Annotated in this window: 9 protein-coding genes; 3 read left to right on the top strand and 6 right to left on the bottom strand. The window is 72.9% G+C overall.

Going from position 1 to position 14,455, the window contains the following annotated elements; all coding sequences use genetic code 11:
- Window positions 1-6: 6 nt before the first annotated feature.
- Complete coding sequence (locus tag A6048_RS04885; protein WP_235027452.1) at window positions 7-666, bottom strand: M48 metallopeptidase family protein; 660 nt, start codon at window positions 664-666, stop codon at window positions 7-9.
- Between the two features lie 123 nt (window positions 667-789).
- Between A6048_RS04885 and A6048_RS04880 the strand changes: the two genes are divergently transcribed.
- Both A6048_RS04880 and A6048_RS04875 read left to right on the top strand, forming a co-directional pair.
- Window positions 790-1,767 carry a hypothetical protein gene (locus tag A6048_RS04880; RefSeq protein WP_244911058.1) on the top strand — a complete coding sequence of 326 codons (978 nt, stop codon included), beginning with the start codon at window positions 790-792 and terminating at the stop codon, window positions 1,765-1,767.
- Window positions 1,768-1,775: 8 nt separating this feature from the next.
- Window positions 1,776-3,092 carry an ABC1 kinase family protein gene (locus A6048_RS04875; RefSeq protein WP_107748535.1) on the top strand — a complete coding sequence of 439 codons (1,317 nt, stop codon included), beginning with the start codon at window positions 1,776-1,778 and terminating at the stop codon, window positions 3,090-3,092.
- 49 nt (window positions 3,093-3,141) lie between these two features.
- On the opposite strand, the gene A6048_RS04870 is transcribed toward A6048_RS04875, so the two are convergent.
- A complete protein-coding gene (locus tag A6048_RS04870) occupies window positions 3,142-5,262 on the bottom strand; it encodes an ATP-dependent DNA helicase UvrD2 (protein ID WP_107748536.1) in 2,121 nt (706 codons plus the stop codon).
- Window positions 5,263-5,347: 85 nt separating this feature from the next.
- Here A6048_RS04870 and A6048_RS04865 point away from each other — a divergent pair, with 85 nt between their 5' ends.
- The gene (locus A6048_RS04865) at window positions 5,348-5,623 is read left to right on the top strand and encodes a mycoredoxin (RefSeq protein WP_107748537.1); all 276 of its coding nucleotides are present in this window, start codon (window positions 5,348-5,350) and stop codon (window positions 5,621-5,623) included.
- Here the strand turns inward: A6048_RS04865 and nudC are convergent.
- The 4 genes from nudC to A6048_RS04845 all read right to left on the bottom strand — a co-directional run bounded on the left by nudC (window position 5,620) and on the right by A6048_RS04845 (window position 14,408).
- Window positions 5,620-6,534 carry an NAD(+) diphosphatase gene (gene nudC, locus A6048_RS04860; protein ID WP_107748538.1) on the bottom strand — a complete coding sequence of 305 codons (915 nt, stop codon included), beginning with the start codon at window positions 6,532-6,534 and terminating at the stop codon, window positions 5,620-5,622. The genes A6048_RS04865 and nudC overlap by 4 nt on opposite strands.
- A 94-nt stretch (window positions 6,535-6,628) precedes the next feature.
- Window positions 6,629-7,708 (bottom strand): potassium channel family protein, encoded by a 1,080-nt coding sequence (locus A6048_RS04855; RefSeq protein WP_107748539.1) that lies wholly within the window; start codon window positions 7,706-7,708, stop codon window positions 6,629-6,631.
- 62 nt (window positions 7,709-7,770) lie between these two features.
- Window positions 7,771-11,097 (bottom strand): ATP-dependent DNA helicase, encoded by a 3,327-nt coding sequence (locus tag A6048_RS04850; protein ID WP_107748540.1) that lies wholly within the window; start codon window positions 11,095-11,097, stop codon window positions 7,771-7,773.
- A complete protein-coding gene (locus tag A6048_RS04845) occupies window positions 11,094-14,408 on the bottom strand; it encodes an ATP-dependent DNA helicase (RefSeq protein ID WP_244911057.1) in 3,315 nt (1,104 codons plus the stop codon). The genes A6048_RS04850 and A6048_RS04845 overlap by 4 nt, the downstream gene beginning before the upstream one ends.
- Window positions 14,409-14,455: the final 47 nt, after the last annotated feature.

Here is a 14,455-nt window from a genome sequence, read left to right as displayed (position 1 = left end):
GACCGGTCAGCTGACGTCGGCCTCCGGGTCGTCGGCCTGCACCAGGTCACCCATACCCTCTCCGCCACCAGCCGCTGCGTCGGCTCCCTGACCGAGCACCCTCGCGTAGGCCTCGAGGTAGCCCATGGCGCGCTCGGTACGGGGGAAGCGCCGCACCACCTCCCAGAACTGCGGTGGATGCCCGCCCGGGACCACGAGGTGGGCGAGTTCGTGGACGACGACGTAGTCCAGCACGTACGAGGGGACCTCACGCAGCGCCTCGCTGACCCTGATCTCCCCCGATCCGGGTGAACACGACGCCCACCGGGTGGTCATGGCGGGCACCCACCGCACCGAGGCCGGTCGAGGGCGTCCGTCCATCCACCTGGCCGACAACGCGGTCGCGCGTCGCATCAGGTCCTCGTCGGACGCCCTGGCCCCCGACCGCCGTCCGGAACGCCGCAGGCGCGCCAACATGTCGACGACGAGCCGACGTTCCTCGGACCGGGGCAACCCCGCCGGCATGAGCACCACCACGGTCTGGCCTTCCACGCGCGCCGAGACCGTCCGCTTACGACGGCGCGACCTCCGCACCTCGATCCGGGGGTCATCAGGGCTGGTGGGCAGCCCGTCGTCGAGTCGAGCGTCCGGGTCGACATCGGCGTCTGGGCGGGGCGTGGGCGACACGCCGACCACCGTAGACGACCGGGGATCGCACGGTTCTCCACAGGCCACACCGCACTCACCGCGCCTGTGGACAACCTCCTGACGGGACCCCCGGGACGAGCGGCCGCGTGCCACGATGTGCCCGTGACACCAGCGACCGGCTCCGTCGGCCTCCCACCCCCCGCTCCCCCCGTCATCGCGCCCACCTCCCGGGAACCCGTCCGGGCCGCCCTGCGCGCGGGGACCGTCGTGGTGGTGCGGGACCACGACTCGGTGCAGGTGGGCCTGGCCCCGGATCGCGCGGTCGTGGTGGGCGCCCCAGCGTCGTGCGGACCCAGGGGTCTGGCTGCGCTTCTCGTCGAACTCGACGGGGGCGCCGACCTCGACGACGCCGCCACCCGGGCAGGAGTCGACGCCGCCGACCTGCCCGCCGTCGCCCGGATCCTGGTGCGGCTCGCCGAACTCGGCCACGTCCGTCTCGCCGCCCCGGAGCCGATGCCGGCCCCGGAACCGATGCGGACCCTGATGCCCCCCGCCATCCGGCAGGTCCACATCCTCGGGTCGGGTCAGGTGTCGGAGGTACTGCGCGGGCCCCTGTCGGTCAATGGTTGCCGGGTCACGACCGGGCCGGACCCGGGACTGGCCTTCGACCGGGACCGGCCGCCCTGGCTCCGGCGCGGCCCGACTCCGGACCTGGTGATCCTGACCGGGTCGATCGCGGTGGATCCCGTGGTCACCTCCGCGCTCACCCGGTCCGGCCAGGTCCATCTCCACGTGTACTGCCGCGACGGGCGCGTGGTGGTGGGGCCCACCGTCCTCCCCGGCGTGAGCCCGTGCCTGCGGTGCATCGACCTGTTCCGTGCCGGGTGCGACCCGCGGTGGCCGTTCGTCGCCGCCCAGCTCGTCGGCCGGGCCCCCGCTGCCGGGGTGCCCGCCCTCACCGCGGCAACCGCCCTCGTGCTCGCCGAGGTCTCCGCCAGTCGTGAACCCGGACGCACCCTCCAGACCGTCGGAGCGACGGTCGAGATCAATCCCGCCGAGGGACTGTGGAAGAGACTCGAGTGGCCGGCAGCCGAACGCTGTACCTGCGGCGCGGCGACATATCCGCTTCCTCTGTCATGATTGGAGGCGTGTCCGAACTCCCCCGCACCTCATCCCGCCGAGCAGCGCGCCTCGCAGGCCTGCCTCTGGGAATCGCCGGACGAGCCGCCGGATCGCTGGGCCGCCGAGCGCTGGGCAGGGGCGAGGGCGTGCTGAGCGAGGAGCTCGCCGACCAGGCGGCCGAACAGGTCTTCGCCGTGCTCGGAGAGCTCAAGGGCGGGGCGATGAAGGTGGGACAGGCCCTCAGCGTGTTCGAGGCCGGGATGCCCGACAAGTACGCCGGCCCGTTCCGCGAGGCGCTCACCAAGCTCCAGGCAGAGGCGCCGCCCCTGCCCCCCGCTGAGGTCGAGAAGGTCCTCGACCTCCAGCTGGGGCTGCGCTGGCGGGAGCGGTTCACCGAGTTCAACACCTCCGCTGCCGCCGCCGCCTCGATCGGCCAGGTTCACCGCGCGGTCTGGTCGGACGGTCGGGAAGTGGCGGTGAAGATCCAGTACCCCGGGGCAGACGAGGCGCTGCGCTCGGACCTCCGTCAGCTCCGTCGCCTCGCCCCGCTCCTACGGCCCCTCACCCCCGGCACCGACGTCAAGGGGGTCATCGACGAGCTGTACGACAGCGCCGTGGCCGAACTCGACTACCGGGGCGAGGCCGACACCCAGCGGGTGTTTGCCGCCGCGTTCCGCGACGACCCGCTGATCCGCGTCCCCGCCGTACTGGCTTCCGCCCCCAAGGTCCTGGTCACCGAGTGGGCAGAGGGTCGCACGCTCGGCCGGATCGCCGCGACCGGGACGCAGGAGGAGCGCAACCGGGCCGGCGAACTGCTGGCGGAGTTCCAGTTCTGCTCCCCCACCCGCGCCCGGATGATGCACGGCGACCCGCATCCCGGGAACTTCCTCCTCGCGGACGACGGCCGGATGGTGGTCCTGGACTTCGGGGCCTCGCTCCCCCTACCGGAGGGCATGCCCTCGGTCCTCACCTCGATGATGAGGCTCGCCCTGGCCGGGGAGTCCGAGGAACTGCTCGCGCTCATGACGCGCTCCGGCTACGTGGGCCGGGGCGGGTTGGACCCCGAGGACGCGATGGCCTTCCTCGGCCCGTTCATCGAGCCGATGCGCAAGCCAGAGTTCCACTTCGACCGGGCATGGATGCAGGGGATCATGGCCGTGTACGGGGACGTCTCCGGCCGCGAGTTCCGGACCTCGCGGTCGTTCACGCTTCCCCGTGAGTACGTCCTCATCCACCGGGTGCTCTCGGCGTCGGTGGGCATGCTGTGCCAACTCGAGGCGACCGCGCCGTACCAGCAGATCGTCCAGCGTTGGATGCCGGAGATCTTCGTCGACGAGGAGTGACCCACGGCTGATCGGCCCGGTGCCGGTACCTCCTCTCACGAGAGCGGACTCAGCCCTCCCTGACCAGGCGCAGCACATCGTCCCCGTACTCGCCGAGTTTGTGCGCCCCGATCCCGCCGATGCGCCCCAGCGAGCTGGTGTCCGCGGGGCGCTCACGGGCGATCTGCACGAGCGTGTCGTTGGTGAACACCGTGTACGCCGGCTTGCCGATGCGCTCCGACGTCTCCCTTCGCCAGTCGCGTAGCCGCTCGAACAACCCGGTGTCGATCTCCACCGAGCAGTCGGGGCACGATCCCAACGCCCGGTGCATCGGCCCGGTGAGCCGCTCCCCGCATCCACGGCAGCGCCCCTTGTCGGGCGACTCGGCCGCCTGTCGGGTGCCGGCAGGTGCCGGGGCAGGGCGCACCGGATCGAGGAAGCGGCTGGGGCGACGTGTCGCGCGGCCCCCGGCCCGCCGACTGCGGCTCCACGAGACGGACAGGTGCTCCCTCGCCCGGGTGATCCCCACGTACAGCAGTCGCCGCTCCTCCTCGATGGCGTCCGGCCCCGCCTTGATCGCGTGGCTGATGGGCAGACTGCCCTCGTGCACCCCGAGGAGGAACACCGCATCCCACTCGAGCCCCTTGGCGGCGTGGAATGACGCCAGGGTGACCCCGCGCTGGTCGGGCGCGTGCCTCGCGGCAGCGCGGGCCCTCAGCCCGGCGACCACCGGCAGTAGCCCGGGACGGGCCTCGGTGGTGGCGATCTCCTCCACCAGTCCCACCAACGCGGTCAGGGATTCCCACTTCTCCCTCGCCTGGGTGCCCGACGGTTCGGCAGCCGTGAGACCCAGCGGCTCCAGAGACGCCCGGATCACCCGGACGACGTCGGTGGGATCGGTGAGCGAGGAGTGCTCTTCAGTCACCGCTTCGTCCGTGCCGTCGACCAGTCTGTCGATCGTCGACATCGCGCGCCTGATCACCGTCCTCTCGAAGAAGCCCTCCCCACCCTTGAGCCGGTAGCCGATGCCCACCTCGTCCAGCGCGGCCTCGATTCGTTCCGACTGCGCGTTCACACGGTAGAGAACCGCGATCTCCGAGGGATCGAGTCCACCGTGGACCAGATCAGCGATCGCCCCCGCGACCGCGTCCGCCTCCGCATCCTCGTCCGGGTACTCGGTGAGGACGGGGTCGGGCCCCGCAGGGCGCATACCCCGGAGGGTGAGCCCGGCCGAACGGAACCGCCCGGCGCCGGCCCCGATCACCGCGTTGGCCAGGTCGACGACCTGCGGGGTCGACCTGTAGTCCGACTCCAGGCGGACGACGGTCGCCTGGGGGTGGCGCTCGGCGAAACCCAGCAGGTAGTCCGGGTCCGCACCGGCGAACGAGTAGATGGTCTGGTTGACGTCTCCCACCACGGTGAGGTCATCGCGGCGTCCGAGCCAGGCCGACAGCAGTCGCTGCTGGGCGGGGGTGACGTCCTGGAACTCGTCCACCACGAAGCACCGGTAGCGGTCCCTGAACTCCTCCGCGATCGCCGGGACCTCCTCCACCAGTTCCGCCATGTGTCCCAGCAGGTCGTCGAAGTCGAGCATCCGGACCGGACCGGACACCTTCAGGTCCTCGTACGCCCGGAACGCCCGTGCCACCTCCGGGGCAGGAGCGGGGAGGTCACGACCGAGAGCGACCGCCTGCTCGGCGTACGTGTCGGGGGTGAGCAGACTGGACTTGGCCCAACCGATCTCGGTGAGGACGTCCCGGATGGTCTCCGTCGAGGGATCCAGTCCGACCCGGCGCACCGCCTGAGCGACCGCACGGAACTGCCCGTCGAGCAGTTGCCAGGGCTCCTCACCGTAGACACGGGGCCAGAAGTAGGAGAGATTGCGCAGGGCCGCAGAGTGGAAGGTCCGCGCCTGGACCGGCCCCGTCCCGGCGTCCGCCACGCCCAGGCCTGCGAGCCGCATGCGGAGTTCCCCCGCCGCACGGGCGGTGAACGTGACCGCCAGGACCTGGTCCCCCCGCACGTGCCCGGTGGTCACCAGGTGGGCGATGCGCCGGGTGATGGTGCGCGTCTTGCCGGTGCCCGCGCCCGCGAGGATGCAGACGGGACCACGGGGCGCGAGGACGGCCCGCCGCTGCTGGGGGTCCAATCCGTCGAGCGCCGACTCCCGGCCACGTCGCAAGTCATTCACGCCCCCATGGTGGCATCCGGGCCCGACACATCGCCGCGGGCCTCCCCCGGGATGATTCCTCCGTCTCCGTGCGTTGGACCCCGTCATGAGCGATCTCACGAACAATGCTGCCGAGGCCCTGACCCTGTACACCACCACGTGGTGCCCCTTCTGCACCCGGCTCAAGAAGCTTCTCGACGAGAAGGAGATCGGTTACACCGAGATCGACGTGGACGTGGACGCCGAGGCCGCTGCGTTCGTCGAGAGCGTCAACGGCGGCAACCGCGTCGTCCCCACCGCCCTGTACTCGGACGGCACCACCGAGACCAATCCCCCGGCCTCGCAGGTGCGGGCCAAGCTCGCCGAGCTGGCGAACGCCTAACGGTCCACCGCCGCCGCCCATGACCGGAGCATCACGTGGGCGATCGACACCGCCGGCGCCACCATGAGCTCGCCCCGGCCGTCGAGTGCGGCGCGGACCTCGTCCACGTCGAACCAGGCGGCCTCGCTGATCTCCTCGTCCTCGAGGACGATGGGCGCGTCCGGATCACCGATCGCATGGAACCCCACCATCAGTGAGCGGGGGAACGGCCAGGGCTGGCTCCCGAGGTAGCGGACACGGTCGACCACCACGCCGACCTCCTCCTGGACCTCGCGGCGGACGCATCCTTCCAGCGACTCCCCTGCCTCCACGAACCCGGCGACGTGGGAGTACATCCCGGCCGGCCAGACGGGTTGACGGGCCAGGAGTACCCGGCGACCGCCGTCGTGGACCAGGCAGATCACGGCCGGGTCCGTGCGGGGGTACTCGGCCCCTCCGTGGAACGGGTCCTGGATCGCCCAGCCCGCGTCCACGCGACGGGGATGGTGCTGCGGTTCCCGGCCGCGCACGGTCTCCCGGTGCCAGCCGATCAACGCGATGGCCTGCGAGGCGAGTGATCCGTCACCGTCCACCAGGTCGGCCCCGTTCGACCGGAGACCCGCCACCGCCGGGTCGTCGGGCAACTCCTCGACGGGCATCGCCCAGATGTGACGCCCCTCGTCCGTACGACCGAGGAACACCGCGGTCTCCGGCAACTGCTCGGAGTGGTCCGACGCGGGTTCCAAACGGATGCGGCGGCGGCCCCCCGCCACGGGGTCGGTGGCGAACCGGTTGCGGCGGTCGACCCGCAGGACCCGCGCGGCGGTCCACCCCTGCGCCAGACCGTCGGCGTCCTGCCTCAGCGGCGCGGCGCGGTCGGGCGCGGCGACCGACAGCACGGGGTCGGAGTCGAGGCTGAAGTCCAGCGGCATGATCGAGATTCCTTATGCAGATCGTGAGAGGGGCGGCCAGCGTGTCCGGTGATCGCCGTGGCCACAAGGACCGCCCGCGTCGCCGGACCCGGTCTCAGCCCGAGACCATCTTGATGTAGAGCAGTCGGTCGCCGGTCTCCAGCGCGTCGGCCTCGGGCTCGTTGACCTTGATCAGCTGACCCTTGCGGACCACCCCCAGGACGAGTTCGGCGAGATGCCGCGGCGAGCCGCCGACCTCGGTCTCCTCCACGCGCCGCTCGGCGATCGAGAACCCCTCGTCGGGCGTCAGCAGGTCCTCCATCATCCCCACGACCGTCGGGGTGATGGTCGCCAGGCCGAGCAGTCGGCCCGCCGTCTCGGCGGAGACCACCACCGAGTCCGCACCGGATTGCTTCAACAGATGTTTGTTGTCGGACTCGCGAACGGTGGCGACGATCTTGGCGTTGGGCGCGAGCTCCCGCGCGGTCAGTGTGACCAGCACCGCGGTGTCGTCGGAGTTGGTCGCCACGACCACGGCGGCGGCGCGGGTGACGCCCGCGAGTTTGAGGACGTCCGACCGGGTGGCCGAGCCCTGGACGGTGACCAGCCCGCGTGCGGCTGCGGACCTGAGTGCCTGGGGGTCGGTGTCGACCACGACGATGTCGTCGGGGGCGATCTCGTCGGCGAGCATCGCCGCGACTGCGGACCTGCCCTTGGTGCCGTAGCCGACGACGACGGTGTGGTTACGCACGAGGTTCCTCCAGCGCTGGATCTTGAGGGCCTGACGGGACTGCTCGGTGAGCACCGACAGGGTCGTGCCGACGAGCAGGATCAGGAAGAGCACGCGCAGCGGCGTGATCACGATGGCGTTGAGCAGCCGCGCCTGCTGGGTGATCGGGGCGATGTCGCCGTACCCCGTGGTCGAGAGGGAGACGGTGGCGTAGTAGAAGGCGTCGACGACCGTGATCCTGCCGTCAGGCCCACCGCCGCCTTCGTACCCCTCCTGGTCGACGTACACGACGAGGGCAGCCAGACCCAGCACCAGAGCGGCCATCAGCACGCGCTTGCCGATCAACCGCCACGGGCTTTCCGCGTTCGCGGGGATGCTCACCACGCCCACGAGGACGTGGTCGGGGCTCTCGTCCAGCGGGTCGCTGCTGCGGACACGGGACGCGAGTGCGCGCTTCCTCACCATCGGCAGCTCCGTTCCGGGACGGGACCGCCGTCGATCGTCGGGGTCACCGGGACCATCGTGGCCTATCGGTCTCCGTCGGACAACAACCGGCCTCTCCCCGGACCGGCGGAGAGGAGCCGGAGCAGTTCGTCCGCGTCGGGGAGATCGGTCGGCTCGACCGTCCTTCCGTCGCGAACGTAGTGGAAGGCCGCCCGGACCCTGCCGAGCTCGATCGGCTGACCGAGCCTCGCCGAGACGACCTTCGCCCACGCGTAGCGGTAGACCGCCAGCTGGAGCGAGACGGAGGGCAACTCCCCGGCACCAGGCACCCGCCCGGTCTTCCAGTCCACGACGATCCAGTCGTCCCCGTCGGCGAACACCGCGTCCATCCGGCCACGCAGCAGATGCTCTCCGAGTCCCACCTCGAAGGGCACCTCCACCGCCTCCGGTGTCAGTCGCGCCCATCGCGACGTCTCGAAGGCGTGTTGCAGTGCCGCGAGGTCCGCCTCCGACAACCCGTCCACGGCGCCCTGGTCCCCGGCGCCGGGGAGATCGTCGATGTCGAGCAGATGGGTGGCCCCGAAGCGGTGTTCCAGCCAGAGGTGGAACCGCGTGCCGCGCCGGGCGAACCGGTCCGGCCGGAACGGCACGGGCCTGCGGAGTCGGTCGGCGAACGCGTCGGGGTCGGTCGCCATGGCCACCACCTCGCCCGCGGTCAGTCGCCGTGGGAGGACCACCGCGTCGCGCCGTTCGGCCGCTCGGCGAGCGTCCGCGAGCAGTGGCGCCGCCACGAGGTGCCAATGACGGGCGGCGCCGTGATCGGGGGCCGGGTCGGCCTCCGGGTCCACCGGGTCGGCCGTCTCCACGGCGTGGGCCGCGGACCTGCGGTCGGATGCCGCCGCGCGCGGCCAGGTGGCTTCCACCACCGACGAGGTGGCCGGGTTGGTGGCGGAGGGTGTGACGACGAGGTGGTCGATCTCCCCCAGTGGTTCGGGGCCCCCGCAGGACCTGAGGGCCTCGTCGAGGAACTCCGACGGCCCCCGGGGTGTGGAACCGCTCCCGTGCCAGTGCGACGCCGAGAGCAGCAGAGAGTGTTCCGCGCGGGTGACGGCCACGTAGAACAGTCGTCGGTCCTCGTCGAGGGAACGCCGTGCGACGCGGTCGATGTGGCCCCTGAGCGCGGCCTCGAGGAGCTTGCGGTCTGCCACGTCGTCGAGCCGGGGCACCGGCACCCCGCCGGGATTGTCCCCGGACTCCCGGTCTCCGCGCAGTTCCTCGGGGAGGTGGGTGGCGGACCGCACAGAGGTCTGGGGCGCCCGGTCGGACGGGAAGACCCCGACCGACAGATGGGGCACGGCGACCATCTCCCATTCCAGTCCCTTGGCCGAGTGCACGGTCAGGATCTGCACCCGACCCGGCGTCGCCGCGACCTCACCCCGGGCGAGCCCGCCGTCCACGGTGCGCGCCAGGTCGAGGTGCGCCAGGAGGGCGTCCAGACCCGAACCCCGGTCCGCCCGGAACCCGGCCGCCACCTCCTGGAGCTCGTCGAGCTGTTCGCGCGCCTCTCCACCACCCGCGCGTTCCCGCAGACGCACCTCGGCATCCAGACCGAGCGCCTGCTCCGCCGCGGCCACGAGCCTGGTCGGGAGCGCGGATGACCTGGCCCTGAGCGCTGCGATGATGCGGGAGAGCTCGGCGATCCGGGCGACTCCGGCCGGGCTGTAGTCACCCTCGGGTCCCGGATCGGCGAGCGCGTCCGCGAGTCCAGCGGCGTCGGTCTCCTCGCCACGGGCGATGGCGTCCAGGACGTCCTCGAGCTCCTCGACGCGGGACAACGCTCCCCCGGCGTCGACCGGGCGACGGAGCGAGAGCGCGGACGCCCGTCTGGCCAACGCAGCCAGATCGGCAGCGCCCAGGGCGAACCGGGAGCCGCTGAGCAGGCGTACCAGTGGTGCACCGGCCCCGGGACGGGCGACCACCGTGAGCAGCGAGACCACGTCCGCCACCTCGGGGACGTCCAGGAGCCCGCCCACCCCGACGACCTCCACCGGCAGACCGCGCTTCTCCAGCGCCTCCGCGATCGGCCCGGAGTCGCTGTTGCGCCGGACCAGGACGGCGGCGGTCGGGACACGGCCGGCCGACACCGCCGCGTGGTACCGGGACGCCATGGAGTCGGCCAGCCAGTCCCGCTCGGCCTCCGCCGTGTCCAGCACCGCCATCCTCAGGTCCGCGCGCCCGGCCCCGGGGCGCGCTCGCAGCTGCGGGACCGGCACCGAACCCGGGCGGTCCCGCAGCGGCAGGGTGATCCGGTTGGCCAGTGCGAGTACCTCGGGAGGGTTGCGCCACGACGTGGTGAGCTCGCGGAGGTGGGACTGCTGCCCCCCGGGCCGGGGGAAGTCGTCCCGGAAGCGGTCGAGGTTGGAGGCCGAGGCCCCCCGCCACCCGTATATGGACTGCATCGGGTCCCCCACCGCCGTGACCGCCGGGACCGGGCCCGCACCTCCGCCGAACAGGGAGGTCAGCAGGACCCGCTGGGAATGACCGGTGTCCTGGTACTCGTCGAGCAGGACCACCCGGAACGCCCGACGTTCGGCCTCGCCGACCTGGGGGTGATCGCGGGCCACCGTCGCGGCGAGCGCCATCTGCGACGAGTGGTCCAGCGCGGACTCCTCGCGCATCCGCGCGGCGACCGCGTCGACGAGATCCGCCAACTCGTCACGGTGTCCCTGGACGGTGGCGGCCTCGTCGAGCCACTTCGTCGGGGCCGCGCGCTGGCCGGGCCCACCGGGCAGGGTCGCGACGAGGGTGGAGAGGAGATCGGGGTGGGCCCGCAGGTCATCAGTGGACACGAGGTGCTCGGAGAGTTGACCCGCCAAGGCCAGGACATCGCGGGTCACCTGTGCGGCGGAGGACCCCGTGGCGAGCGGGGACTCCCACCGCGAGACGACGTCGTGCGCGAGCTGGAACGCAGCCGTCGGGGTGAGCAGCCGCGAATCCGGTTCGACCGGGACGAGCAGTCCGTAGGACCCGAGCAGAGTGCCCGCGAACGCGTGGTAGGTCGAGATCTGCGGATCCTCGGTGCGGATCGACTCCGCGATCCGGGGGTCCGCTCCCGGACCGGTGCACAACGGGCTCCCGGCCAGCGCCTCGAGCCGTCGCCGGATTCTCCTGGACAACTGCTGGGCGGCCTTGCGCGTGAAGGTGAGCCCGAGGATCTCCGACGGGCGGGCATGGCCGTTGGCCACGAGCCACACCACGCGCGCGGCCATGGTCTCGGTCTTGCCCGCACCCGCGCCGGCCAACACGAGGGTCGGCTCGGCGGGGCCGGCGATCACCGCCGCCTGCTCCGGGGTCGGACGGTGGACACCGAGCGCGTCGGCGATGCCGTCGGGGCTCGTCGCCGGGGTCACCCGATCACCTGCCGACCCTCGGACCGGGCGGGGCAACTGGACCGGACGTCGCAGTGGTCGCACCACTGTCCCACGCGGGCCGTGTAGGACGGCCCCACCGTCGCGTGGCCCGCCTCGACCACGCGATCGGTCAGCGCGTCCGCCGCCTCGCCGCCGAGAGGGTCCTGGACGCGCTCCGTGGGCATACGGCCCTCCCTGCCCCCGAGGTACAGCAGGAGTCCGCCCCCGGGCGCGCGACCCGCGGCGGATTCGACGGCGCCCTGCGATACAGCCAGCTGGTACAGGGCGAGCTGCGGATGTGTCGCCGCCACCGCCTTGGAGACTGCCGCCGACGAGGTCTTGACGTCCACCGGGACCACCTCGCCGGGGCGGGTCGCCTCGAGCCTGTCGATCCGCCCCCGGATCCGCACCCCGCCCCGTACGTCGAAGGTGAACGCCTCCTCCACTCCCGCGGTCGTGTAGACGTCCCGGGTGTCGGTGCGCCACCGGCGGAACGTCTCGGCCATGCCGACCATCGACTCCGCGCCGCGCTCGGCGAACCAACCGCGGGCACGCGTGAGCGCATCGGCCCGGCGGGACACGACCGTCCGCAGTGCGTCCTCGGGGACACCGCCCTCGACCGCCTGGGTGAGCGCGTGGACCGCCGAACCCCGGATCAGGGGCGCCGCCGACCCCGCCTCTGAGGAATCGCCCCTGACCTTCTGCAGGAACCACCGGAGCGGGCACTCCTCGAGCGCACCGAATCCCGACGGCGAGAGCACGACCACCGGTTCGCCCGGCTTCGCGGGGAAGGGGGGCGCCGCGGTGGACGGTCCGTTCGAGCCGTACCAGGCCCCGGGGTCCGCCTCCCCGACCCCGGCGTCACGGAGCCCTGCCAGGAGCCCCGCGGCGTGCGTGGCGTCCGCCGGGTCCGTGGACGGATCGAGCAGCGCGGCCCGGAGATCCACGGCCAGGTGCTGCACCGTGAACACCGTCGGGGCATAGCGGGTGGTGGCCGGCGACGCGGCGCCCAGACGATGCCCGTCCGCGCCGACCGGGTCGCCACCTGACGCGGCGAGGTCCGTGGTGGCGAGGTCCGAGATCTCGTCGACGAACCGCGACGGGGCGACGTCGCCCTCATCCGGGGATTCGACCGCGGTCACGAGCAGATGGCTACGCGCACGGGAGCAGGCCACGTAGAACAACCGTCGTTCCTCTGCCGCCCGGGCCGTGGCGGACGACACCGCCCGCTCGGCCTCTGACGGGAGCGGCCCGTCGCCGGCCACCTCCGTCAGATCCACGAGTTCGTCGACCCCGAGCAACCCCGAACGGCGGCGAGGGGCCGGCCAGATCCCGTCCTGTACCCCGCACACGACCACCGAGCGCCACTGCCTGCCCACCGAGGCGTGGGCGGACAGCACGCTCACGGCCCCGCCACGAGCGCGGGTGTCGGCCCGTCGGGGGGCGGGGAGGTCCTCCCTCGACACCACCTCACAGAAGAGCGCGACGGAGCCCCCGGGGACGCGGTCCACGTAGTCCGCCGCGTGGTCGAACAGGGACACCACGGCGTCCAGGGACCGGTCCGCCGAACGGGACCACGCATCAGCTGCCACGGCCTGCCGGACGAGCCGCCGCTCCATCCTCGAGCCCGACCACGCCGCCCAGAGGACCTCCTCGACGGTCCCGCCCGCCCGCAGCGAGTCCAGTACCGCGGTCCGGGCGTGCCGGATGCGGGTGACCGGTGCGAGTTCGACCGCGGTGAGACCGGACGGCGCCGGGTCCCCCTCGGCCAGGACGAGGGCGCGGAGAGTCTCCGCACTCGGCTCGGAGCCACCGATCCCGGAGCGGCGGATCCCGCGCCGCAGCCGACGCATCGCCACGGCATCGGCTCGACCGATGGGGCCGGACAGTAGTGCGAGGGTGTGCTCCGCGTCCGTGCCGTCGGCACCCCGGAGCGCCGACCGCAGCAGCAGGAGGAGGGCCGCCACCACGGGGTCGTGCGCCGGGGGCAGCTCGGCGCCCGCGTCGACCACCGGGACGCCGGCCGCGTCGAGGGCGGGCAGCAGGGCGTCGACGACCCCGGGGAGCGACCTGCTGACCACCGCCATCTCCCCGTAGTCGACACCGTCCAGCACGTGACGCCGACGCAGGAAGTCCGCGACGACGGCGGCCTCGGCGGCCGCCGACCGGGCGACGGTGACCGTCACCGAGCCTTCCGCGCCGACCGCGCGTGGCCCTGATCCCGTAGCGGCCTCACGGGGTCGGTGACGGGCCGCCCCGGGGAGGCGGGAGCCGATCCGTGCCGCCACCGCCGCGACCGCGGGGTCCATCCGGTGCCCCACGTGCAGGTCCACCGCCCGGCCGCCCTGGTCCACGACCGCCCGGGCGAGACCGCCGTCCGCACCGCGGAACCGGAATACCGACTGGTCCCCGTCCTCCACGACCAGCAGGACGTCCGCTCCACCTCCGACTGCGGCCACGAACTCGGCAGCGAGCGGGTCGAGGTGGTGCGCGTCGTCGACCACCACCAGCCGACGGGATCGGAAGACCTCCCTGAGCTGCGGGTCCGCGGTCAGCGCGTCCAGCGCCGCCCCCACGAGCTCCGCGGCGTTGAGGGCCTCGGGAACGTCGGACTCGCCACCCCGCAGTCCGGATCGCAGAGCCATCTGCTCCTCGTGCCGTCGGAAGAACCCCGCTGCGGCGACCCAGGCGGGTCGGCCCGCCGAACGTCCGAGTCGCGCGAGTTCCCGGGGGCCGATCCCACGCTCGAGTGAACGCAGCAGGAGGTCACGGAGCTCCCGGGCGAAGCCGACGGCGGACAACGCGGGCCGTAGCTGCTCGGGCCACAGCGGCGCACCGTCGGCCACCTCGCCCAGCAGGGTCTCCCGGACCAGGGCGTCGTGCTCGGCGCCTGTCCGGAGCCGCGGCGGCGGCGCGTCGACCCGGGCCGCCGCCAGCCGGACCACGGCGTGGGCCAGGGAGTGGACGGTACGGACGGGGGCGTCCGTGCCCACGACGGAGTCCGGCGGGAGCCCGCGCGTGACCTCCTCGAGGAGTGCGGCCCCGGCGGTGGCGGACCCGGTGAGGACCAGGACGCCGTCCAACCCCACTCCGCCCGTCACCGCGGCGCGGACCACGTCCGCGACGAGGGTGGTCTTCCCACTCCCCGGTCCGCCGCGCACCACCCAGCGGTCCTGACGACCGGGGGGCCGGGGCCGCCAGTCCCGCCCGACCAGGTCGTCGAGCCCGGGTGGCCACCGGCGGGGCGGGGCGACCCCCGCGGGGCGGGTGGCGTGCGGCGCTCCGGCGGTCGGTGCTGCGGACTGTGTCACGGCTAGATGAGACCACACCCCTACGACAGGCCGGAGGCCGGAGATCC

This window comes from Dietzia psychralcaliphila (genome assembly GCF_003096095.1).
Taxonomy (GTDB): domain Bacteria; phylum Actinomycetota; class Actinomycetes; order Mycobacteriales; family Mycobacteriaceae; genus Dietzia; species Dietzia psychralcaliphila.
Note: the sequence above shows the minus strand (reverse complement) of the source record. Positions and strands in the feature narration are given on the sequence as shown.

Bases quoted from the DNA above. Each gene is read 5' to 3' on its own strand.
- A6048_RS04865 (WP_107748537.1), top strand. From the start codon at position 5,348: ATGAGCGATCTCACGAACAATGCTGCCGAGGCCCTGACCCTGTACACC.
- nudC (WP_107748538.1), bottom strand. From the start codon at position 6,534: ATGCCGCTGGACTTCAGCCTCGACTCCGACCCCGTGCTGTCGGTCGCC.
- A6048_RS04855 (WP_107748539.1), bottom strand. From the start codon at position 7,708: ATGGTGAGGAAGCGCGCACTCGCGTCCCGTGTCCGCAGCAGCGACCCG.